This window comes from Streptomyces sp. SID12488, from assembly GCF_010548275.1.
GTDB lineage: Bacteria > Actinomycetota > Actinomycetes > Streptomycetales > Streptomycetaceae > Streptomyces.
Window position 1 is genome coordinate 13,428 of record NZ_JAAGLT010000035.1, and the last position, 21,750, is coordinate 35,177.

Here is a 21,750-nt window from a genome sequence, read left to right on the forward strand (position 1 = left end):
CGTATCTGGGGCGACCCTGAGGCGACTCTGAGCGACGAATGAGAATCAGCGAACTCACAGCCTGCCCACAGAGTCGCGTTGACACGTGACTTCAGGGCGTGTGCGCGCTTCCGCCGCCCGGGTTCGCCGCCGCTATCAACCGGTCGATCAGGGCTATCAGCACATCCCGGCACGACTCCCGGTTCCGCGCGTCGCACAGCAGGACCGGCGTGCGCTCCGGCAGCGCCAGCGCCTCCCGGATCTCGTCCGGCTCGTACGGATGTTCCCCGTGGAAGCCGTTCACCCCGACGACGAACGGGATGTCCCGGCGCTCGAAGAAGTCGATCGCCGCGAAGCTGGACTCCGGACGGCGTACGTCGATGAGGACCACGGCCCCCAGCGCGCCGATCGCCAGGTCGTTCCACATGAACCAGAACCGCTGCTGACCCGGCGTACCGAAGAGGTACAGGATCAGCTCCCGGCTGAGGGTGATGCGGCCGAAGTCGAGAGCCACCGTGGTGGACTTCTTCTCCTCGATGCCGTCGAGGTCGTCGATGCCGAGGCCGGCCGCCGTGAGCGGTTCCTCGGTGCGCAGGGGCACGATCTCGCTGACCGAGCCGACCATCGTCGTCTTGCCGACGCCGAAGCCCCCGGCGATGAGGATCTTGACGGTGTCGGGCGCCGAGGTCCCGTTCACGGTCAGGCTAGAGCCGGCCAAGTCCGTCCCTCACTTTCTGGAGCAGGTCCATGTCCGTGGTGCGCGAGATCTGGCGCGGGGACTGAGCGGTGATCCGGCCGACCTCCAGCAGGTCGCACAGCATGATGACGACCACGCTCACCGGGAGGTCCAGATGGGCCGCGAGCTCCGCGACCACGACGGGCCGCGCGCACAGCCGCAGGATCCGGGCGTGCTCGGGCTGCGGCCGTCTGGCCCCGTCGGGCTGCGGCTCCACCGCCGTCACCGACGTGATCAGTGTGAAGTCGGCGCGGCTGGGCCGGGTCCGCCCGCCGGTGAGCGTGAACGGCCGTACCAGACGGCCGGCCGCGTCGCTTCCGTTCACCTCACTCGCCGGCCGCGCCGACGACCCCGGCACGCGGCGCCGCGCTGAGGTGCTCACCGATCTTCTTCACCAGCATGTTCATCTGGTACGCCACCACGCCGACGTCCGCGCCCTGGCTGGTCAGCACCGCGAGGTGGGCGCCCGGGCCGGCCGCGGTGAGGATCAGGTAGCCGTTGCGCATCTCGATCAGCGCCTGGCGTACCGGGCCGCCCCGGAAGTCCATGCTGACGCCCTTGCTGAGGCTCATCAGCCCGGACGCGGTCGCCGCGAGCCGCTCGGCGTCGTCACGCAGGAACGCCGTGGATCTGCTGACGACCAGTCCGTCCTCGGACAGCACGACGGCGTGGTTGACCTCGGCTACCCGGTCCACGAGTCCGGTGAGCAACTGGTCGAGCTCGGTGTGCGTGGCGGGGGTGGGGCGTGTCATTTCTCTGTCCTTCATCAGCGGTCTGCGGGCGGAGTCGAGGTGACCGGAGTGCCTGCGGCAGGGAGCGGTGCGTCGGATTCCAGAGGCGTGTTGTCCTCCCCATGGTCGTACTGCTCTTCGGCGTCGTCGTCACGGGCCTGGAGGGTTCCGCGCTGGAAACCGGAGAGCGAGGAGGCCGCGCGTTCCGCCGAGAACTCGTCGGGCGCGTCCTCGGACATGTCGTCGGGTGTGGTGTCCTCCAGCAGTTCCGCGGCCAGACTGGTCTGCGGCACCCGGCGCGGCAGCGGGGTGAGCCCGCCCTTGCCGGGGCCGGCGCCCCGGTCCGCCCCGACGAGGGCGGCCGGCCGGGGCGCGGAACCGGCGTCGGCGGTCCGGACGCGGGCCACGACGGGCTGCGGCTCCCGGACGCGCTCGTGGGCCTGGCGCTCCGCGGCGGCCGTGCCAGGAGCCTCGTCGGACGCCGGCTTCGCGAACGAGGAGTCCGTGTCGGGCGCGCTGAGTTCCCGTACGACGACATCGTGCGGGATCAGTACGATCGCCGTCGTACCGCCGTACGGCGAGGAGCGCAGCGTGACATGGATGCCGTGCCGGACGGCGAGGCGCGCGATCACGAACATGCCGAGCCGCAGGTCGTCGGCGAGCGCCACCACATCGAACTGCGGGGCCTTGGAGAGGTGTTCGTTGAAGGACGCGTAGTCCTCCTCGGACATGCCGAGCCCGCGGTCCTCGACCTCGATGGCCAACCCCTTGGCGACCATCGAGGCCCGTACGCCCACCGGGCTGGGCGCGGGGGAGTAGGCGGTCGCGTTGTCGATCAGCTCGGCCAGCAGATGGATGACGTCGGCCACCGCGGGCGGCGCGAGGTACACGTCCTCCTCGGTCTGCACCTCCACCCGCTGGTACTCGGCGACCTCACCGACGGCGCTGCGCAGAATGTCGATCAGCGCGACCGGCTCGGTCCAGCTGCGGCCGGGCCGCTCACCGCTGATGATGACGAGGTTCTCCTCGTAGCGGCGCAACTGGCTGGCCGTGGAGTCCAGTTCGTACAGACCCTTGAGGATCTCCGGGTCCTGGTGGGCGCGTTCGAGCGCGTCCAGCTTGGTGAGCTGGAGGTTGACCAGGTTCTGGCTCTGCCGGGCGATGCCCAGGATGACCTTCTGGAAGCCGCGCCGGGTGTCGGCGAGTTCGACCGCGGTGTGCACGGCGGTGCGCTGGGCGGCGTTGAACGCGTGTGCCACCTGGCCGAGTTCGTCGTGGCCGTAGTCCAGCGGCGGGGTGGCCGACTCGACGTCGACCTTCTCGCCCCGGTTGAGCCGTGCCACGACGTCCGGCAGCCGCTCCTCGGCCAGGCTCAGGGTGGCCACGCGCAGCCCGCGCAGCCGACGGGACAGGGACCGGGTGATGCGCCAGGACAGGATGATGCACAGCAGCAGCCCGCCGAGTCCGCCGGCGCTCAGCGAAGCGGCCTTGATCAGCAGTGACCGCGCCTCGTCGTCGCTGCGGCCGAGCAGCCCCTGGGTCTCGTCATTGATGAGCGAGCCGTACTGGACGCTCAGTTCGTCCATCGCCGCGGTCCACTGCTTCTGCGTGTCGGGCAGGGTGATCTTCCGTTCGGCACCGCCGCCGGGAGTGCCCGACGCGAGCACCTGGTCCTCGATGGAGGTCAGGGTCTGCCAGGCGCGCCCCTGGAGGATCGCCTCGGTGCGCTTCTTCGCCGTGCCGCTCAGGGACTGGATCAGCTGGTCCTCGACGACCCAGCGCCGGGCGCTCACCAGCCGGACGTACGACTCCCACTCTTTCTGGTCGAAGTGACCCGAGGGCCAGGCCAGCATGAGCTGCGAGTCCTCCTGGGCGACCAGTTCGGCCGCCTGCTCCAGTGAGACGAGCGGGCCGGCCTGCGAGGTGAGGTCGCCGTCGTCGACCTGGGAGAGCTCCTGGAACGAGTGGATCTGGTTGCCGATCATCGACGAGTACTGGTCCAGCACCTGCTGGGGGGAGATGTCGGTGAGATGGTCGACCTGACCGCGGTAGTACTCCAGGCTGCCCGTCGCCGCGATGACCGAGTACATCCGGTCCCCGATGCGGTCGGGGGCCTCCTGGATGGCCTTCGTCTGGCCGACCAGTTTCGCGACCGCCGCGTCCGTCATCTTGCGCTGCTCGTCCAGGGCGCTGCGGTCACCCCTGGGTGTGGCCAGCCAGGTGGCCGACAGGGTGCGTTCCCTCTGCAGCGCGAGTGTGGCGTCGGTGCCCATGGCACCGGTCGCCCTGCTGAGTTCCGTCTGGTCCCGCAGCCGCTGGCCCTCCGAGAACATCTGAATCGTCGTCACACCCCACATCGCGGCGAGCGTGACGCTGGGAACCAGCGCGAGCAGGATCAGCGAGAGACGTATGGAGCCGAGACGGCGCCGGGCACCTTTGCGTGGAGGCATCGTCGTCCTAGGGCGATCAGCGGTGGGCGGGAGTGACAAGTGGCATGTGACAGGCGGTGGATGACAGCGGAAACGGAACGGGTGGCGGAACACGCGTGGGTCCGCAGGATGCTATCCGTACAAGTGAGCGTACGCACCGTGAGCCCCCAAAGCTTGGTGCAGCCGTTGTACGACGGTTGCTGCGCGAGCGGATTCGGTAGCGAGCGGAAGGCGATACGGAACGTCTGCGGAAGAGAGTGGGAGCGGGAGCGGGAGTGGGAGTGGGAGTGGGAGTGGGAGTGGGACGGGAGGCCGGAGGCGGGGACGGGTGACGGGGTGACGCTCAGCGGGTGCCGTCGGCCGCGAACCTGGCGACATCGGCGATGTTCTGCTTGGTGACGAAGGCCGGCCCGGTGAGTACGGGAGCCGATCCGCCGCCGCTGAAGTTGCCGTTGGACTTGTACAGCCAGAGAGAGTCGACGGCGAGATAGCCCTGGAGGTAGGGCTGCTGGTCCACGGCGAACTGCACGTCACCGCTCTTGATGGCGCCCACGATGTCGTTGTCGAGGTCGAAGGTGGCGATCTTCGCCTTGCTGTTCGCCTGGTCCACCGACTTCACCGCCGAGAGCGCGAACTGCGCGCCCAGCGTGACCACTTCGTCGATGCTCGAGTCCTGGGTCAGCCGGGCCGCGACGACCGCGGTCACCGCGTCCAGGTCGGTGCCGTTCACGTACAGGTTCTCGGTCTGTCCGGTGAACGTCTTCTTCACACCGGCACAGCGGGCCTCCAGTCCGACGTTCCCCTGCTCGTGGATGACACAGAGGGTGTGCTTGACCCTGAGCGCGTCCAGCTTGTCGCCGAGCGCCCGGCCGGCGGTGCTCTCGTCCTGGCCGAAGAACTCCAGCAGGCCTGTCGAACGCCAGGCGTCGATCCCCGAGTTGAGACCGACCACGGGTATCCCCGCCGCCTTCGCCCCTGCGACCGCGCTCTTCATCGCGTCGGGCTTGGCGAGGGTCACGGCGATCCCGTCGACCTTGTCCTTGACCGCGTCGCGCACCAGCTCGGCCTGGGCGGCGGCATCGGGGTCACTCGCGTACGTCAACTCGATGTTGTCCTTGGCCGCGGCTGCCTGTGCGCCCTTGCGCACCCGCTCCCAGAAGGCGTCGCCCTTGGCTCCGTGGGTGATCAGGACGACCTTGAGCCGGGCGGTGCCGGCGGCGGCCCGGCCGGAGTCCGACGCGTTGGAACCGGAGGCCGAGCAGCCGGCGGCGAGGAGACAGCCGGCGGCCATACCGGCGACAACGGCCGTGACACGGGCGGATCGTGGGGAACGGGGAAGGGCGGGGGGTGTGTTCATGGAAGTGCGGCACCTCGTTGCGCGGCCGAGGAGGAGAGGGGCGTGGGAGAGGAAGGGGAGCGGGACAAAGGGGGTGTGGGTACGCCGAAATCTGCGCGATCGTCGGGTGACGTGCACTGACTGTCCGACTTTCGCTGGGGCGGAGCCAATCGGATGTGACGCCTCGTAGTCAAGTGAGCAACTAGTTGGAACCAGGGCCGACGAGCCGGTACGGGGTGTGCCGGACGAGTGTGATCCTCCTCGGCCGGTCCTGGGTGGTATCAGAAGGATTGCCGGTGTGGAGGGTGATTGGAAGGGGAAATGGCACCTCCGGTTCCCTTTCGTGCCCTGGTGTTTGCCAACCCGTCGTACGCACCGGGGGCGGCACCCGCACGAAGGCGCTGGGTGCGAACAGCCCGTTCACCCTGGCGGTGCGCCAGGGTGAACGGGCGTACGGGGACTTCGAACCGCGGCCGGAGCAACCGGGGTCACCGAACCACCGCCACCCTTCCCCCTACGGCTTCCGGGCCACCGCCCCGTACATGGCGATGTCCTCGTCCCTGATCCCCTCGCCGCTCGTGGCGTCCGGGTGCCACTTGTGGACCTGGACGATGCCCGGCTCGACCAGGTCGAGGCCCTCGAAGAAGTCCTGCGCCTCCGGGAACGTGCGCAGGCGCATCGGCATGTTGCGGGCCTTGTACTCGCGGGCGACCCGGCCCACCTCCTCCGGGGCGAACTCGGCGGTGCCGATGGACATCGCCAGGTAGCTGCCCGAGGGGAGGGGGTCGAGGAGCCGGCGGACGATGCCGACCGCGTCGTCCTCGTCCAGGACGAAGTGGACGATGGCGATCACCGTGAGGGCCACCGGCTTGGTCAGGTCGAGGGTCTCGCGGAAGTCGGGGGAGTCGAGAATGGCCTCCGGGTGCTGGAAGTCGGCCTCGATGTAAGCCGTCCGGCCCTCCGGTGTGCTGGCCAGCAGGCCCTGGGAGAGGGTGAGGACGATCGGGTCGTTGTCCACGTAGACCACCCGGGACTCGGGGGCCACCGACTGGGCGATCTCGTGCAGGTTGGGGGAGGTGGGGATGCCGGTGCCTATGTCGAGGAACTGGCGGATGCCCGCCTCCTTGGCCAGGTAGGCCACCGCACGGTTCATCCAGTCGCGGTTGGCCTTCATGTGGATCGGCAGGGCGGGCCACTCGCGCGACATGGCGTCGCCCGCTTCCTTGTCGGCGGGGTAGTAGTCCTTACCGCCGAGGATGTAGTCGTAGATCCGCGCGGAGTGTGCGTTCTCCGTGTCGATTCGGTCGGCCGGCCATCCGTTTTCGGGCACGCGGCCCCTCCCATTCAGGTCGTAAGGCTGAGGTAGGTCGATCAAGGCGCAGTAGAAACAAGGCAGTTCAGAGCAGAAAGTCTGCGACACCCGCCTTGACCCCGGCCAGGAAACTCGTCATCTCGTGCGGTGTGAAGACCAGGGCCGGACTGTCGGGATCGGTCGACTGGCGGACGGCGACCCGGCCGTCGGCGAGCTTCATCACTTCGACGCAGGCGCCGCCCGCGTCGTCGCTCCACGGCTTGGACCAGCCCCGGGTCCCGAGTTCACGGGCCGGCATGCCGTTGCGTACGGGGTGGGAGTGGCCGGAGTGGTTGGGGTGGGTGTGCGTGTGATGGGGGTGTGTGGGGTGGTGCATGTCAGAGCTCCTTGCGAATCGCACCGAGGAGGGCCTCGGTCTTTCTGGCGGGCGCCGACTGCGCGCCCAGCCGGTCCAGAGCCTCTCGATAGACGACGACGTCGTCGCCCTTGTCGAGGTACACCGCGCCGACCAGACCGCTCAGATAGACGATGTCCGGCAACTCGGGTGCTCTGAACCGGAAGAGATGGAACGCTCCGGCGCGCATCGCGGGATGCGGGCCGTTGCCGAACGGCATGATCTGCAAGGTCACATGGGGCAGCGCGTTCATCGCGATCAGATGGTCGATCTGCGCGCGCATCACCTCCGGACCCCCGACCGGCCACCGCAGCACGGTCTCGTCCATCACGATCCACACCCGCGGTGGTGCCGTGCGGGTCAGCAGTTCCTGGCGGCGCAGGCGCAGTGCCACCCGGCGGTCCGTCGCCTCCGACGAGCCGTGCGGATTGCCGGCGCCCAGCAGGGCACGCGCGTAGTCCGCCGTCTGGAACAGACCCGGCACGAACTGCGCCTCGTACGCGCGGATCTGCAACGCGGCCTGTTCCAGGCTCAGATACGCGGAGAACCAGTCGGGCAGTACGTCCCGGTAGTTGTGCCACCAGCCGCGCTTGTTGGCCTCACGGACCGACTTCAGGAACGTGTCGATCTCCTGCTGGTCCGTCACCCCGTACGTCTGCAGCAGTTTCTCGACGTCCGGCAGGCGCAGCCGGGCCACCTTGGCCGCTTCCATCCTGCGGATCGTGGAGTGGCTGACACCGATCGCCGCACCCGCGTCCCCGAACGTGAGGCCGGCGCGCGTGCGCAGCTCCTCCAGCTGTCTGCCGAGGATCATGCGCAGGACGGAAGGGGCGCCGCCCCAGTCGGTCTCAGCGGTCACACCTACCCCCTCACGCCGGGCTCAGGGTTGCAGTCTGTCACGATCATCTTTCGACGGGAGCAGCATGCACGCCACAAATTGCAAATTTCAACTTGCTGGTTGCGAGCCGTTGTTGTCAGGTGTCACAGTGTTCGTACCTTCCCGGAAACGGTGAACGACGAGAGTGAACGGCCCAGTTGGGGGAGAAGGGGTCGCAACCTGTGATGTTTTGATACGGGTTGACCTGCTCGCGGGTCACATTCGGGGCGGTGTCGCACCGGCCAGGGTGCGCAGGCAACGAAAGGCGAACGGCGATGGCTCCGCCCTCCCTCCCCCAGCCACTCGGCCGAATGCCCAGGGGTCGGCTTGCCGGCCACACGGCCAACCCCGATCACCCGCACCACTTCGGTCACTCTCCGCAGTCGGACATGTTCGGTCTGCCCGCGACTCCCGCCTCCGTGGGCGCGGCCCGCCGGAAGGCGCGCGAGCTGCTCGATGCCTGGAGGGTCGACCCCGACACCTCCGACAACGCCCTCCTGGTGACCTCCGAGCTCGTCACCAACGCCCTCACCCACACTGCCAGCGAACGGATCGTCTGCCGGCTGCACCTCTCCGCGGGGCGGCTGCGCATCGAGGTCGAGGACGAGAACCGCGGCGGGACCCTGCCGGCCCAGCGCAGGCCCGGCTCCGACGAACAATGCGGACGCGGACTCCTGCTGGTCGGCGTCCTGAGCAGCGACTGGGGCGTCCGCGACGCCCCGCACGGCTCCGGGCGCGTCGTCTGGTCCGAACTCCTCACAGAGCAGGCAGAGTTGGCGGACGCTGCCCCACCGGCGACGCCGGTCACGGCCTCGACACAGGTCGCGGTGTCGGCGTCGGTCGAGGTGCCGGCACCGGCCGGGGCACTGGCTCCCGCCGAGCTCGCGCCGACCGCCGAGAACGTGCCCGCCGCCGAGCTCGCGCCCGACGCACCGGCACCGGCCGGACCCGCACCTGGCCTGCCCCCGACTCCCGCTGCCGCTCTCACTCTCGCTCTCGCTCTCCCCATTGCCTCGACGCTCGCCGCCGCGCCCATCGCTGTGCCCGCACCGGCCCTTCCGACGACGCCCGCCGCCGGGCTCATCGCTGCGCGCGCATCCGTCTCTCCGTCGGCCCGCGCCGACGCGTTCACCCCTGTGCCCGCACCGGCCTTTCCATCGGCGCGCGCCGCTGCCCTCACCCCTGCACCCGCATCCGCTGGCCCCCCGACACCCGCCGCCGCTCTCGCGCCCCCCATTCGCTCAACGCCTGCCGCCGCGCTCATCGCTGCGCGCGCATCCGTCCCTTCGTCGGCGCGCGCCGACGCGCTCACCCCTGCACCCGCACCGGCCCCTCCGCCGACGCCCGCAGCCGCGTTGACCCCGGTGCCCGCGCCCGCCCTTCCGTCGGCGCGCGTCGCCGCGCTCGCCCCCGCACCGGCATCCGCTGTCCCCCCGACTCCACCCACCCCCCACGCTGTACAGGCCGCCGTACCCGCCTCCTGGCACCCGTCGGCCCCGCACCGCACCCGGCCCGTCCCCCACTCGGCCGAAGGAATCGCCTCACATGGACCGTATGGAACGCCAGCACCGCACCCTCCGTACTCCCGCTCCTGACCCGCGCCCGAACGGCCCGCAAGGCCCGGTGGCGCACCTGTCCCACACGCCCCAGCCGTCCCACATGCCCCACCCATTCCCCACCCCTCACGTACCTCGCCCCCTCCGGTCCGCCCCCCGCTTCACGCCCCCGCCGCTCCACGCACCCCCCTCGGCCAAGCCTCCGCGTGAGTACCCCGGCCACTCCGGTCGCCCCGGCCACCTCGTCCTCCCCGCCCGGTCGGCCACCGGCCTCGGTTGCGATGCCGTGGGGACGCCGGGTGAGCACGGGCAGCGGATCATGGACTCCCTGCCGCGTGTCGGCTGTGTCTTCGCCGATGACCAGCACTGGTGGTGGATCGTCCCGTCCGGTTCCCACCTCGGTGTCACCTGGCCGACGGGCACGCGTTACGTGGTCGGCGCCCAGCTGGCCGACCCGTCCTGGACCCGCACCCCGCCCGCGTCCCCGTCCGCCCGGCCCCGGCTGATCCATACCCCCGAGGGCGACTCCCCGTACACCCCGCCGATACCGCTGTACGTTCTCGCCTGCAGGCTGGCCGGCAGCGTTCCGAGCTGGTCGCCCGGCACGAGCGGCTGATCCCGCCGACTCCCCTGCGAATCCCCTGAGGCGAAAGGCCTCGGGGGATCTTGACGGCACAAATGTTACCGGTAACATTTGTGCCGTCCCCGCACCGTGGCGAGGACAGGGGTCAGCCGCGTTCTCGACCACGGGCGACGGGAGTCCACGTGACCGATCAACCCACCGGACGACCGGCGGTCAGTGAGCTGCGGGCCCTCTCGACGCCTCCTGCGACCCCGACCGTTCCGGTCTTCAGCCCCGTCGCCGTGGTCGCCTCCTGCGTCGGCTTCGTCCTGATCGGGGTCATCCAGGCCCTGTACGGTCCGTCGCTCCCGGCCTTCCGTGACGAGTTCGGGCTCTCCCCGTCGGCCGCCGGTCTCGGGCTGAGCGCCCACTTCGCCGGTGGGGTCGTCGGGGTGCTCCTCTTCGACCGGCTGTACGTGCGACTCGGCAACCGGCGCATCCTCGGCAGCTCGTACCTCCTGATGGCAGCCGGCGCCGCGGGTTTCGCGCTGGCGCCGAACTGGCCCGTGGCGCTGGCCGCCGCCCTGCTCGCGGGGCTGGGCTTCGGCGGTATCGACTACGGCCTCAACCAGTTGTTCGCGGTCGGCTTCGGCAAGCGTTCGACGGCGATGCTGAACATCCTCAACGCACACTTCGGCGTCGGCGCGATCCTCGGCCCGGCGCTGATCGGCGCGGTCGGCGCCGAGCACTATCCGGCCGTTTTCCTCGCCTTCTCCCTCGCCAATCTGCCCCTGCTGCTGTGCCTCCGAGGCGTACGGGAACACGTACCGCAGCTCGCCCCCGAGTCGGGCCGCCCCGGCGGGCAGGTGCTCGCCCGCAGCCTGGGCTCCGTACTCGGCGTCTTCGTCACCCTCTATGTCCTGCACGTGGGCATCGAGGCGGGCGTCGGCGGCTGGGAGCCGACGCACCTGGAGACGGTCGGATACGGGGCCACAGCCGCCGCCACGGCCACCTCCGTGTACTGGCTGATGATGACCGTCGGCCGTTTCCTGGTCGCGCCGCTCGCCCTGCGATTCTCACCGCAGTCGATCATCGCGGTGTCCTGCGCCGGGATGACCGTCTGCCTGTTGCTGGCTGCCGTACCCGGACTCGCCCCCTACGCCTACGCGGGCGTCGGTCTGTTCATCGCGCCGATCTTCCCCACCGGGCTGCCCTGGCTGAACCGGGCCGCCCCGCGGGCGCGGAGAGCCGGTGCCGTGGTCATCGCGGCGTCGATGGCCGGGGGAGTGGCCGCGGGCCCGGCGCTCGGCAAGGCCATCGAGTGGTCCGGCGTAAGGGCCGTGCCGCTGCTGTTGTGCGGGGTCTCGGCGCTGTGCCTGGCGGCCACCCTCTGGCTGATCCGCGCGACCCGGACCCACTGAACGCCCCTCCCCCCACTGAACGACTGAACGACTGAACGACTGAACGACTGAACGACTGAACGACCCCATGACCCGACCCGACCCGACCCGACCCGAACCGAACCGAAGGGAAGCCCCCGCATGCCCGCTCCCGCCCTGACAACGACGTCCGACGGTTTCCTGCTGCACGGCGAACCGTTCCGGATCATCTCCGGCGCGATGCACTACTTCCGCGTCCACCCCGACCAGTGGGCCGACCGGCTGCGCAAGGCCCGTCTGATGGGCCTCAACACCGTGGAGACGTACGTCCCCTGGAACCTCCACCAGCCCGAGCCGGGCACCCTCGCCCTCGACGGCATCCTCGATCTGCCGCGCTTTCTGCGGCTGGCCAGTGCGGAGGGGCTGCACGTCCTGCTGCGGCCCGGCCCCTTCATCTGCGCCGAGTGGGACGGCGGTGGGCTGCCCTCCTGGCTCACCACCGACCCCGACATCCGGCTGCGCTCCAGCGACCCCCGCTTCACGGGCGCCATCGACCGCTATCTGGATCTGCTGCTGCCGCCCCTGCTGCCCTACCTCGCCGAGTCCGGCGGCCCCGTCATCGCCGTCCAGGTGGAGAACGAGTACGGGGCGTACGGCGACGACACCGCGTATCTCGAACACCTCGCTCAGGCCCTGCGCTCGCGTGGCATCCGGGAGTTGCTCTTCACCTGCGACCAGGCCAACCCCGAGCACCTCGCGGCGGGCAGCCTCCCCGGTGTGCTCACCACGGGCACCTTCGGCAGCAAAGTCGAACGCTCCCTGGCCGAGTTGAGGGCTCATCAGCCCGAAGGGCCCCTGATGTGCGCCGAGTTCTGGATCGGCTGGTTCGACCACTGGGGCGAGGAGCACCACACCCGGGACGCGGCCGACGCCGCCGCCGACCTGGACCGGCTGCTCTCGGCGGGCGCGTCCGTCAACATCTACATGTTCCACGGCGGCACCAACTTCGCCTTCACCAACGGCGCCAACCACGACCACGCCTACCAGCCCATGGTCACGTCCTACGACTACGACGCCGCCCTCACCGAGAACGGCGACCCCGGACCGAAGTACCACGCCTTCCGTGAGGTGATCGCCCGGCACGCGCCCGTCCCCGACGAGCCGGTTCCCGCGCCGAGTGTCAAACTCCCGCCCACTGTCGTCGAGTTGGGGCAGCGATCGCCCCTGCTGCCGAACGTGGGGCTCCTCGCCAAGCCCGTGCGCACCGAGGACCCGATGACCATGGACGAACTGGGACTGCGCGCCGGGTACGTGCTCTACCGCACCACCGCTCCCCTCGCGGGCGACGGGCTGCTGCACTTCGCGGGCGGCGTGGGCGACCGGGCCCAGGTGTTCGTCGACGGGGCCCCTGTCGGCGTACTCGAGCGCGAGCGGCACGACGAGTCCCTGCCCGTCCGGATTCCCGCTGCCGGAGCGGCGGTCGACGTGCTCGTGGAGAACATGGGCGGGGTCAACTACGGGCCGCGCATCGGCTCACCCAAGGGGCTCCTCGGGGCGGTCACCTTCAACGGCACCGCGCTGCACGGCTGGGACAGCCACCCCCTCACCCTGGACGACCTCAGTGCGCTGCCCTTCGCCCCCGCGGACGCGACCCCGGCCGCCCAACCCGCCTTCCACCGGGGCACGTTCGAGGTCGTCACCCCCGCCGACACCTTCCTGTCGCTGCCCGGCTGGACCAAGGGCCAGGCCTGGATCAACGGCTTCCACCTCGGCCGCTACTGGAACCGCGGACCGCAGCGCACCCTCTACGTGCCCGCGCCCGTTCTGCGGCAGGGCGCCAACGACCTGCTGCTCCTCGAACTGAACGCCACCACCTCCGTGCGGGCCCTGCTGACCGACACCCCCGACCTGGGCCCGGTGAAGCCATGACCCGCCACTCCCTCCGGGTCCCCACGGCCACCGAACCCCCGCTCACCGGCCACCTTCCCTTCTCCGACGCTCCGGGAGCCGCCGACCCGATCGAGGTGACCAACCGCTTTTTCACCCGCGGCGGACGCCCCTGGTTCCCCGTCTCCGGCGAGTTCCACTACACCCGCTATCCGGCCGCGGAGTGGGAGGAGGAGCTGCTGAAGATGAAGGCGGCAGGGGTGACGGCTGTCGCCAGTTACCTCATCTGGATCCACCACGAGGAGACCGAGGGCCGGGTCCGCTTCGACGGCGACCGCGACCTGCGCCGCTTCGCCGAACTCTGCGCCCGCCACGGCCTGGACCTCATCCCGCGCATCGGCCCCTGGAGCCACGCCGAGGTGCGTAACGGAGGCCTGCCCGACTGGCTGCTCGCCCGCACCGGCGCACCCCGCACCGACGACCCCGCCTACCTGGAACCCGTACGCGGCTGGTTCACCGCGATCGCCGAGCAGCTGAAGGGGCTCGACCGGGCGCACGGCGGCCCGATCGTCGCCATCCAGATCGAGAACGAGCTGTACGACCAGCCCGGGCACCTGCTCACCCTGAAGCGGATGGCGCAGGAGGCCGGGCTGAGTGCCCCGCTCTGGACCTCGACGGCCTGGGGAGGGGTCCAACTCCCGCCGGACGAACTGCTTCCGCTGTACGGCGGCTACACGGAGACCTTCTGGACGGAGTGGGACGGCGGCTGGTCCGACACCTGCCGCAAGCACTTCTTCTTCACCCACCAGCGCGACGACGAGGGCATCGGCGCCGATCTGCGGCCGACGCACGTGCGGGGTGGCGAACCGGCGCCGACGGACCGATTCCCCTGGGCGACCTGCGAGCTGGGCGGCGGGATGGCCGTGGCCTACCACCGTCGGCCACGCGTCGACGCCGCCGACATCGGCGCCCTCGGACTCACGAAGATCGGATGCGGCTCGGTCTGGCAGGGCTACTACATGTTCCACGGCGGCACCAACCCGGCGGGCGAACTCACCACCCTCCAGGAGTCCCACGCCACCGGCTACCCGAACGACCTCCCCGTCCTGACGTACGACTTCCAGGCGCCGCTCGGCGAGTACGGGCAGTACCGGCCCTCCTACGACGAACTGCGCCTCCAGCACCTGCTGTTGGCGGACTTCGGCGAACGCATCGCGCCCATGGAGTCCGCGCTGCCCGCGCGAGCGCCTGCCGGACAGGGCGACCGGGAGACGTTGCGGTGGGCCGTGCGGAGCGACGGCGACTCCGGTTTCCTCTTCGTCAACAACCATCAGCCGCACGAACAGTTGCCGGACCATCCGGACACGTCGTTCACCGTCGAGTTCCCGGAGGCTCCCGAACTGACCTTTCCCAGTGTGCCGGTGACGGTGCCTCAGGGTGCCTATTTCTGCTGGCCGTTACGTCTCGACGTCGCCGGACTCCGGCTCGACTGGGCCACCGCCCAGCCGGTGTGCACGTTCGACGTCGGCGGACGAACCGTCCTGGTGCTGGCCGCCACGGACGGAATCCCCGTCGAACTCGCCCTGGACATCGGGACGTTGAGGTACGTGCACACGCCCATGGGGCAGGTCGAGTCCGCCGACGGACGCTTCCTCGTCACCGGACTGCGGCCCGGTACGGACGCCCTCGTCGAGGTCGGGACGGTGGACGGCGGCCAGGTCGGCCTGCTGGTGCTGGACGCGGCGACCGCCCGTACCGCCTACCGGGGCGTGGCCTGGGGCGCCGAGCGGCTCGTCCTGTGCGGCGCCGGGGGCGGCGACGGCAGCGGGGTCGTCTTCGACGAGCCGGCCGGGGAGGTACGGGTGCACAGCGCGGCGCCGGAGACGTCGTTCGCCGTGCTGCCCGCGCCCGAGAGGCCTCCCGGTGCGAACCTGGCGGCAGCCCCCGACGGGGTGTTCACCCGCTACACGCTCCCCACCGGCGGCGCCTTCGGCACCCTCGACGTGTCCCTCGTCCGGGCCGCCGAGGCCGCCGCGGACACCGTCACCGGTGTGCTGGACCGGGCCGGCGCCCCCGCCGACAAGTACTTCGACACGTCCGCCGCCGAGTACCTCATCGACGTCCCGGACGAACTCCCGCGCACCGGAACGCTGTTGCGCGTCCACTGGACCGGAGACGTGGCCCGCGCCCATGTCGGGGACGCGCTGGTCGCCGACCAGTTCTTCTCGGGGCGCGTCTGGGAGATCGGCCTCGACAGGCTGCCGGACGACGCCCTGCGCGCCGGCGGCGGGCTGCGGGTGAAGGTGCTGCCGTTCGCCGCCGACGCACCTGTGCACCTGCCGGTGCCCATGCCGGTGGGGGAGGCCGGGATCACGCGGGCCGAGTGGGTCACGGTCCGGACTCACGTGATCGGAGGGTAGGGCCTTTCCGGTGGTGACCCGCGTCCGGCGGCCTATCCTGTGGGCCAGCCGGGCGGGGCACGACCGCCACGGGACGAAGCCGAAGGAAGCGACCCCCATGACCCGAAGTGCCGGTGGCGGCGCCGCTCCCAAGGGACGCAGCCGGCGCAACTTCGCGGGCACGAGGCCGGTGATGGACGACGTGGCACGCCTGGCCGGTGTCTCCAAGCAGACCGTGTCGCGGGTGCTCAACGACAATCCGGCCGTCCGGGCCGAGACCCGCGAGTCCGTGCTGGAGGCCATGCGGTCGCTCGGGTACCGGCCGAGCCGCAGCGCGCGTTCGCTGGCCAGCGGACGGACCCGGATGCTCGGGGTGATCTCCTTCGACGCGGCCCGCTACGGGCCCGCCTCCACGCTCACCGCGATCAACACCGCCGCCCAGGAGGCGGGTTACCTGGTCAGCTCCATCGCCCTCGACACCGCCGACCGGAACACCGTCGTCCAGGCCGTGGACCGGCTGTCGGCGGAGGGCGCCGACGGGGTCATCGCCATCGCCCCGCAGCGACGCGTCGGCAGGGCACTCGCCGAGGCCCACCTCGACATCCCCCTCGTCGTGATGGACAACGCCCTCGGCGACGACACCCCCATGGTCACCGCGGACTCCCGGGGCGGAGCGCGCCTGGCCACCGAACACCTCCTGGGCCTCGGCCACCGTACGGTCCGGCACATCGCCGGACCGACCGGCTGGACGTCCGCCGAACGCCGGGCGACGAGCTGGCGCGAGACCCTGGAGAAGGCCGGGGCCGAGGTGCCCGAGCCGCTCGTCGGCGACTGGAGCGCCGACTCCGGGTACGAACTGGGCCGCCGGCTCGCCCGCGATCCGGACGTCACCGCCGTCTTCGCCTCCAACGACCAGATGGCGCTCGGCGCGCTGCGCGCCTTCCACGAGGCCGGCCGCCGGGTGCCGGACGACGTCAGCGTCGTCGGCTACGACGACATCCCGGAAGCCGCCCATCTGCTGCCCCCGCTCACCACCATCCGCACCGACTTCCAGGAGATCGGCACCCGGTCCCTGCGGCTGCTCCTCGCGCGGATCGACGGCCGGGAGGAGACGGGCGCGGACGCCGGCGCCGTGGTCTCCGTCATCCCCGCCCACCTCATCGTGCGACGCAGCACGGGTCCCGCACCGGCCCAGGGCCTGCCGGGCAGGTCCTAGGACGGTCCGGCAAATGGGGGTGGGGAAGGAGCGGGTGTTGGCACGCGCCCTCCCAGAGGGACCCAGCGGCGTTGCTGTCGGTCGACAACGCTCCGAGGCGCCTCCCTCCTCCGCCTCACAGCCGCACGCACCCGGCCTCGCTCCTTCCCTCACCCCTGATCTGCCGGTCCGTCTAAACTGGCGCGGTGGTGACAGGTTCGGACAACGCCGGTTTAGACGATCCGTCCGCCGAGGTGCTGGCGGAGGCCGCCGGGACCTTCGGGCTGCTCGCCTCGCCCGCCCGGCTGCACATCGTGTGGGCGCTGGCGCAGGGCGAGAGCGATGTGACCGGGCTCGCGGAACGGGTCGGCGGCGCGCTGCCCGCCGTCAGCCAGCACCTCACCAAACTGAGACTCGCCGGCCTCGTACGGTCGCGGCGCGAAGGGCGCCGGCAGGTGTACTTCGTCGACGACCCGGACATCGTCACCGTCGTACGGCTGCTGATCGGGCGGCTGACCGACCGGGCCGAGGGCGCCCCCGTACGGCGCCTCCGCGGAGTCTGATCTCGGGACGCCGCACCGCCTCGACAGCTTCCCGCGCGCTCTGACCGACGCCGACGCCGAGGCGCGGCCGGCGAAGGTCGGGGAGAACGTCCTTCCGGCCGCCCGGCCGCCCGGCCGACCCGACTCGGCGGGCGGCGGCCGGGCTCGGCGCCGTGGGGCTGCTGGTGCCGCTCTCCCCGCTCGGCCCGCCGCTGGGGCCGGCGGCCGCCGGGGCCGTACCACGCGCTTGTGGCGGTCGTACCGGGGCTGTACGGGGGTTCCCTCGCCGTCGCCCGGCGGTGGCTGTTCCCGGCGCGGGCCGGCCGGGTCAGCCGTAGCTGAGGTTCGAGCAGATGTTGTCGTCCGCCGAGCGGGCTCCCTCGGTGACGTCCTTCGGGATGGCGGTGGGCTGCGGGGCGGCCGTGGGGCCACCCTTGTACGACTGGCCGACGACCACGTTGACGCCCGGCGCCGTCACCGGCTGGATGGCCGCGCCGGGGAAGACACGGGCCGCCGTCTGGGCGTCGGACTTGTGCCCGGGGCCGTACTCGATGATGGTCGCCGTGTGGTCCTGGCTGCTCGCGGTGGCCGTGCCGGTGACCGTGAAACCGTCGGCGGTCAGCTCGGCGGCGGCCTTCGCGGCCAGGCCCGTGACGGTGGTGCCGTTGTAGACGGTGACGGTGATTCCCTTGCCGGACACGGGAGTCGGGGTGGCCGTGGGACCGGCGCTCGGCGAGGCCTTCTTCTTGCCGCTCGCGTCCTTGCCGTCCAGGGTGCGGTCCGCCTTGAGGGCGGCCCAGAGGTCACTCGCGTCGGGTTCGACGATCGCGACACGCGCGCCCTGGTACCGCCAGGGAATGGTGACGAACTTCGTGTTGTGCAGGTCGATGTCCTTCAGCGACATCGCGAAGGAGATCAGCTTGTCGGCGGAGCCGAGACCGGGGTCCACGGTCAGGGACTTCGTGGCCGCGTCGGCGAGCGGGAGCAGCTTGGTCGCGCTCAGACCGTTGCTCTTCACCTCCTTCAACAGGCTTGCCACGAAGGCCTGCTGGCGCTTGATGCGACCGATGTCGGAGCCGTCGCCGATGCCGTGCCGGATGCGGACGTAGTCCAGCGCCTTCTGTCCCGAGACCGTCTGCTCGCCCTTGTGGAAGAGGACCTTGCCGCGTGTGGTGCGGTTGGGGTTGAGATCACGCTGGTACACGTTCTGGGGGAGGCACACCTTCACCCCGCCCACCACCTCGGTCAGCGCGGCGAAGCCCTTGAAGTCGACGACGACGGTGTGGTCGACGCGCAGACCCGTGATGCTCTCGACCGTGTTCTGGGTGCACGCGGGGTTGCCCTTGGCGGTCTCGCCGACCGAGTAGGCCTCGTTGAACTTGACGCCCTGCCGGGCGGTCGTCCACTTGCCGTCGGGCAGCCTGCAGGGCGGGATGGTGACCAGGCTGTCGCGGGGTATGGAGACGGCCACGGCGTTCTTGTGGTCGGCGTAGATGTGCAGCAGGAACGCGGTGTCGGAGCGGCCGATGTCGTTCACGTCGCCGCCGCCTAGCTTGGCGTTGCCGTCGTTGCGCGCGTCCGAGCCGATGACGAGGACGTTCTCGCCCTTGGACGAGCCCGCGGCGGGCCGGTTGTCCGAGATGCCGCCCGCGTCGAAGGTCTTGATGTCGCCGTCCAGCTTCAGATAGACCCAGCCGGCGCCGGCCGCGAGCAGCAGCAGGAGCGAGAGGCAGATCGCCAGTGCCAGCCGCCCACGCCGACCGGGCTTGCGCCGCCGGGTGCCTGCGGCGGACCGGCGTCGCCGGGGTACGGCAGACCTGCTCGTGCTGGTGGTCATCGGCGCCCTTCTCACGTTTCACCCTGGTTGTACAGTTGCGCGAAGTGGCAACTGTTGTGTGAGACGAAGGAAAGGGCGGTGAGGTTGTGCTCCGGAACGGACTTGAACCCTGGCACCTGCTGGTCGTGGCCATCGTGGTCATCGTGCTGTTCGGCTCGAAGAAGCTGCCGGACACGGCGCGTGCCCTGGGACGCTCGATGCGCATCCTCAAGAGCGAGGCACAGGCACTGAAGGCCGACGGGTCGGCGAGCGCGTCGGCGGGGGAGGGATCTTCGCAGGTGAGCGGTGGTTTCTCCGCCGAGCCTGCCGAACATGCCGACCGCCGGGCCGAGCCCGTTGTCGCCGAGTCGGTTGCCGACCGCCGGGAGCCCGTCGTCGATCGATAAGATCATTCGCATGGCCGCTTCCGAACCGACCATCCTCGCGACCTCCGGCGGACATCGCGCCGGCGGCCGGACCATGGTGGAGTTCGACTCCCTGGTGCATCACGCCGTCGACCTCTCCGGCGTGCACGGCCGCAGACCGCGCGTCCTGTACGTCGGTACGGCCATCGGGGACGCCGAGCACTTCACCGCCCGCATGGGCGAGGCCGCCCGGGTCGCGGGCTTCGACCTCACACCGCTGCAGCTCTTCCCCATGCCCAACCTGGACGACGTCGAGGGCGCGGTGCTCGAACAGGACGTCGTCTGGGTCATGGGCGGCTCGGTGGCGAACCTGCTGGCGGTGTGGCGGGTGCACGGCCTCGACCGCATCATGCGGCGCGCCTGGGAGGCCGGCGTGGTGCTCAGCGGAGTGAGCGCGGGCTCCCTCTGCTGGTTCAGAGGGGGCACCACCGACTCCTTCGGCCCCGAACTCCGGCCGCTGACCGATGCTTTGGGCTTCCTGCCGTACGGCAACGGAGTGCACTACGACAGTGACGCGGGCCGCCGCCCGCTGGTCCACCGGCTCGTCGCCGATGGCACCCTGCCCACCACGCACTGCACCGACGACGGGGTCGGCCTCGTCTACCGAGGAACCGAACTCGTCGAGGCGGTCGCGGAGTTGCCGGGCAGGGGTGCCTACATCGTCAGGTGTGAGGGTGACGCGGCGGTGGAGGAGCGCATCGAGCCGCGCAGGCTGCCTTCGCCGCCTTCGTGACCGTCGTCCGCCGCTGCGGGCCCGGTGGAATCCGTGGATTCCGTCGCGTCAGGGGCCGCCATGGCGGCTTTGCCCATCTGCTTGTCCTTGCGCCGCTGGCTGCGGCTGACACGCGGATCCTGGTCGGGAAGCCAGCCGAAGGCCATGCAGCTGCCCACGGCTCCCAGTGCGAGCCCCACGAAGAAGCCGCCGAGGTTCGAGGTGACCCAGGTACCCAGCGTCAGCATGATGCCGACGATCGAGTAGAACAGGCGTTGCGCGGGGTTGAAGAGGATCAACAGACCGCACACCACCATCAGCGCCGGCAGCATGAAGCCCGCCAGGCCCTGCATACCCAGGTGCACGACGATCTTCAGGGAGACCTTCATCGTGATGAGGATCTCCACCCCGCCCAGGGTGAGCAGCAGCCCGCCCAGGAACGGACGGTGGGCCCGCCAGGTTCTGAAAGCGGGCCCCACCTCCTGTTGGTCCGTGCCCAACATCAGCAACCCGACTCGCTGAAGCTGAGCTTCAGCCCGGGCAGCTTGAACACGGCTGCCGTGGTGGCGTAGTTGGTCGACCGCAGGTTGGCGATGCGGACGGAGTCCGCCTGCTGACTGAAGACGCCGGCCGGACCCTTGACGCCCGCCTTGGTGAGCGTGCTGGCGTCGTTGCCGATCTCGATGTTGCTGAAGGACGCGTCACCCGACTGCTCGGTGCCGTCGAGCGTCAGGTCGGTCGCGGACACCGGAGTGCCGTTGCCGCCCGCCTTGATCAGCAGGTTGATGCCGCCGAGGTCGACGCTCTGACACAGCTTGGTGATCGTCGCGTTCTTGATCGCGGTGGTGATGACCAGGACCTGGCCGCCGGTGTCGCCCTCGTTCGGGCTGTTCTCGATCATGTGGTCGAGCGCGCCGAACTGCTCGAAGCCGGTGCCGTTCATCTCGGTCGCGGTGACCGTGAACGGCATGCCCGAGATGGCGAACTGAACGCCGAGAGCGCCCTGTGCGGTGAGAACCGCGAGCGTGGCGGCGACCAGGGTGGCCGGCACCGCCATGACGGCGGCACGGCGCGCACGGACCCGCCCGCGTCGTTCGGCGCCCTTTCCGGCACCTTCGAAGAATTCGGACACGTTGTTGGATCCCGTGGCCCCCGCACCCTCGGAAGCGTTACCGCTTCCTGGCTGCTCGGGGTTGGATCCGGCGGACGACGAGGCGTCCGAGGACGAGGCCATGGCTGCTCCCAGTACATAGTCAACTGCGTCAATGCTGGTCAAGCTCGATTGGCACGTTGTCCTGGCGCGGACAGCGGCTGCGGCGTACGTCTCCTTGCAACTCCCGGCGGTTGCAAGGGCTTTCACGGTTACGCCCCAGTAGCCGCCGAGGAAGTTACCCGTGGTTACTTTGAAGGGTCAAGGGAGTTGTGGAAAAAGGGTGCGGATTATGCTCCACCTGTGACTTCACGGGGCGATCCAGGGCCGTTC

At 70.4% G+C, this 21,750-nt stretch carries 20 protein-coding genes; 9 read left to right on the forward strand and 11 right to left on the reverse strand.

Translation table 11 applies throughout. The features are described from left to right. Positions 1–91: 91 nt before the first annotated feature. From G3I56_RS36205 to G3I56_RS36240, 8 genes are all read right to left on the reverse strand, one after another. The gene (locus tag G3I56_RS36205; RefSeq protein ID WP_164416618.1) at positions 92–697 is read right to left on the reverse strand and encodes an ATP/GTP-binding protein; all 606 of its coding nucleotides are present in this window, start codon (positions 695–697) and stop codon (positions 92–94) included. Beyond that, complete coding sequence (locus G3I56_RS36210) at positions 684–1,040, reverse strand: DUF742 domain-containing protein (RefSeq protein WP_164416619.1); 357 nt, start codon at positions 1,038–1,040, stop codon at positions 684–686. Before G3I56_RS36210 ends, G3I56_RS36205 begins: the two co-directional genes overlap by 14 nt. Position 1,041: 1 nt before the next feature. Continuing rightward, positions 1,042–1,467, reverse strand: coding sequence for a roadblock/LC7 domain-containing protein (locus tag G3I56_RS36215; RefSeq protein ID WP_006377390.1), 426 nt, complete (start codon positions 1,465–1,467; stop codon positions 1,042–1,044). Positions 1,468–1,481: 14 nt separating this feature from the next. Next, the gene (locus tag G3I56_RS36220; protein WP_164416620.1) at positions 1,482–3,896 is read right to left on the reverse strand and encodes a nitrate- and nitrite sensing domain-containing protein; all 2,415 of its coding nucleotides are present in this window, start codon (positions 3,894–3,896) and stop codon (positions 1,482–1,484) included. Positions 3,897–4,218: 322 nt separating this feature from the next. After that, positions 4,219–5,232, reverse strand: a complete 1,014-nt coding sequence (locus G3I56_RS36225) for a substrate-binding domain-containing protein (RefSeq protein ID WP_164416621.1) — start codon at positions 5,230–5,232, stop codon at positions 4,219–4,221. 493 nt (positions 5,233–5,725) lie between these two features. Further along, a complete protein-coding gene (locus tag G3I56_RS36230; RefSeq protein WP_164416622.1) occupies positions 5,726–6,541 on the reverse strand; it encodes an SAM-dependent methyltransferase in 816 nt (271 codons plus the stop codon). A 67-nt stretch (positions 6,542–6,608) separates the two neighbouring features. After that, positions 6,609–6,821 (reverse strand): DUF397 domain-containing protein, encoded by a 213-nt coding sequence (locus tag G3I56_RS36235; protein WP_164416727.1) that lies wholly within the window; start codon positions 6,819–6,821, stop codon positions 6,609–6,611. Positions 6,822–6,900: 79 nt separating this feature from the next. Beyond that, positions 6,901–7,776, reverse strand: coding sequence for a helix-turn-helix transcriptional regulator (locus tag G3I56_RS36240; protein ID WP_164416623.1), 876 nt, complete (start codon positions 7,774–7,776; stop codon positions 6,901–6,903). Between the two features lie 407 nt (positions 7,777–8,183). Here G3I56_RS36240 and G3I56_RS43425 point away from each other — a divergent pair, with 407 nt between their 5' ends. The 7 genes from G3I56_RS43425 (at position 8,184) to G3I56_RS36275 (ending at position 17,335) form a co-directional block, all read left to right on the forward strand. Further along, positions 8,184–9,389 carry an ATP-binding protein gene (locus tag G3I56_RS43425; protein ID WP_239135310.1) on the forward strand — a complete coding sequence of 402 codons (1,206 nt, stop codon included), beginning with the start codon at positions 8,184–8,186 and terminating at the stop codon, positions 9,387–9,389. 247 nt (positions 9,390–9,636) lie between these two features. After that, positions 9,637–9,966, forward strand: coding sequence for a hypothetical protein (locus tag G3I56_RS44330; RefSeq protein WP_343240157.1), 330 nt, complete (start codon positions 9,637–9,639; stop codon positions 9,964–9,966). Positions 9,967–10,154: 188 nt separating this feature from the next. Then, positions 10,155–11,333 (forward strand): MFS transporter, encoded by a 1,179-nt coding sequence (locus G3I56_RS36255; protein ID WP_164416728.1) that lies wholly within the window; start codon positions 10,155–10,157, stop codon positions 11,331–11,333. A gap of 120 nt (positions 11,334–11,453) precedes the next feature. Continuing rightward, positions 11,454–13,220, forward strand: coding sequence for a beta-galactosidase family protein (locus G3I56_RS36260; protein WP_164416626.1), 1,767 nt, complete (start codon positions 11,454–11,456; stop codon positions 13,218–13,220). Then, a complete protein-coding gene (locus tag G3I56_RS36265) occupies positions 13,217–15,598 on the forward strand; it encodes a beta-galactosidase (RefSeq protein WP_164416628.1) in 2,382 nt (793 codons plus the stop codon). Before G3I56_RS36260 ends, G3I56_RS36265 begins: the two co-directional genes overlap by 4 nt. A gap of 97 nt (positions 15,599–15,695) precedes the next feature. Beyond that, the gene (locus G3I56_RS36270; RefSeq protein WP_164416630.1) at positions 15,696–16,793 is read left to right on the forward strand and encodes a LacI family DNA-binding transcriptional regulator; all 1,098 of its coding nucleotides are present in this window, start codon (positions 15,696–15,698) and stop codon (positions 16,791–16,793) included. 185 nt (positions 16,794–16,978) lie between these two features. Further along, the gene (locus G3I56_RS36275) at positions 16,979–17,335 is read left to right on the forward strand and encodes a metalloregulator ArsR/SmtB family transcription factor (protein WP_164416632.1); all 357 of its coding nucleotides are present in this window, start codon (positions 16,979–16,981) and stop codon (positions 17,333–17,335) included. 307 nt (positions 17,336–17,642) lie between these two features. Here the strand turns inward: G3I56_RS36275 and G3I56_RS36280 are convergent, their stop codons facing one another. Next, positions 17,643–19,151 carry an LCP family protein gene (locus G3I56_RS36280; protein WP_164416634.1) on the reverse strand — a complete coding sequence of 503 codons (1,509 nt, stop codon included), beginning with the start codon at positions 19,149–19,151 and terminating at the stop codon, positions 17,643–17,645. An 86-nt stretch (positions 19,152–19,237) separates the two neighbouring features. Between G3I56_RS36280 and tatA the strand changes: the two genes are divergently transcribed. Both tatA and G3I56_RS36290 read left to right on the forward strand, forming a co-directional pair. Further along, positions 19,238–19,537, forward strand: a complete 300-nt coding sequence (gene tatA / locus G3I56_RS36285) for a Sec-independent protein translocase subunit TatA (RefSeq protein WP_164416636.1) — start codon at positions 19,238–19,240, stop codon at positions 19,535–19,537. Positions 19,538–19,547: 10 nt separating this feature from the next. Beyond that, positions 19,548–20,288, forward strand: coding sequence for a peptidase E (locus G3I56_RS36290; RefSeq protein WP_164416637.1), 741 nt, complete (start codon positions 19,548–19,550; stop codon positions 20,286–20,288). On the opposite strand, the gene G3I56_RS36295 is transcribed toward G3I56_RS36290, so the two are convergent. Both G3I56_RS36295 and G3I56_RS36300 read right to left on the reverse strand, forming a co-directional pair. Further along, positions 20,210–20,770, reverse strand: coding sequence for a DUF6114 domain-containing protein (locus G3I56_RS36295; protein WP_239135311.1), 561 nt, complete (start codon positions 20,768–20,770; stop codon positions 20,210–20,212). The genes G3I56_RS36290 and G3I56_RS36295 overlap by 79 nt on opposite strands. Beyond that, entirely contained in the window at positions 20,770–21,501 is a 732-nt protein-coding gene (locus G3I56_RS36300) for a DUF6230 family protein (RefSeq protein ID WP_164416639.1), read from the reverse strand. Before G3I56_RS36300 ends, G3I56_RS36295 begins: the two co-directional genes overlap by 1 nt. Between the last annotated feature and the right edge of the window lie 249 nt (positions 21,502–21,750).

Coding starts and splice junctions, on each gene's coding strand:
- G3I56_RS36215 (WP_006377390.1), bottom strand. CDS start 1,467: ATGACACGCCCCACCCCCGCCACGCACACCGAGCTCGACCAGTTGCTC.
- G3I56_RS36220 (WP_164416620.1), bottom strand. CDS start 3,896: ATGCCTCCACGCAAAGGTGCCCGGCGCCGTCTCGGCTCCATACGTCTC.
- G3I56_RS36225 (WP_164416621.1), bottom strand. CDS start 5,232: ATGAACACACCCCCCGCCCTTCCCCGTTCCCCACGATCCGCCCGTGTC.
- G3I56_RS36235 (WP_164416727.1), bottom strand. CDS start 6,821: ATGCCGGCCCGTGAACTCGGGACCCGGGGCTGGTCCAAGCCGTGGAGC.
- G3I56_RS43425 (WP_239135310.1), top strand. CDS start 8,184: ATGTTCGGTCTGCCCGCGACTCCCGCCTCCGTGGGCGCGGCCCGCCGG.
- G3I56_RS36260 (WP_164416626.1), top strand. CDS start 11,454: ATGCCCGCTCCCGCCCTGACAACGACGTCCGACGGTTTCCTGCTGCAC.
- G3I56_RS36265 (WP_164416628.1), top strand. CDS start 13,217: ATGACCCGCCACTCCCTCCGGGTCCCCACGGCCACCGAACCCCCGCTC.
- G3I56_RS36270 (WP_164416630.1), top strand. CDS start 15,696: ATGACCCGAAGTGCCGGTGGCGGCGCCGCTCCCAAGGGACGCAGCCGG.
- G3I56_RS36280 (WP_164416634.1), bottom strand. CDS start 19,151: ATGACCACCAGCACGAGCAGGTCTGCCGTACCCCGGCGACGCCGGTCC.
- G3I56_RS36290 (WP_164416637.1), top strand. CDS start 19,548: ATGGCCGCTTCCGAACCGACCATCCTCGCGACCTCCGGCGGACATCGC.
- G3I56_RS36295 (WP_239135311.1), bottom strand. CDS start 20,770: ATGTTGGGCACGGACCAACAGGAGGTGGGGCCCGCTTTCAGAACCTGG.
- G3I56_RS36300 (WP_164416639.1), bottom strand. CDS start 21,501: ATGGCCTCGTCCTCGGACGCCTCGTCGTCCGCCGGATCCAACCCCGAG.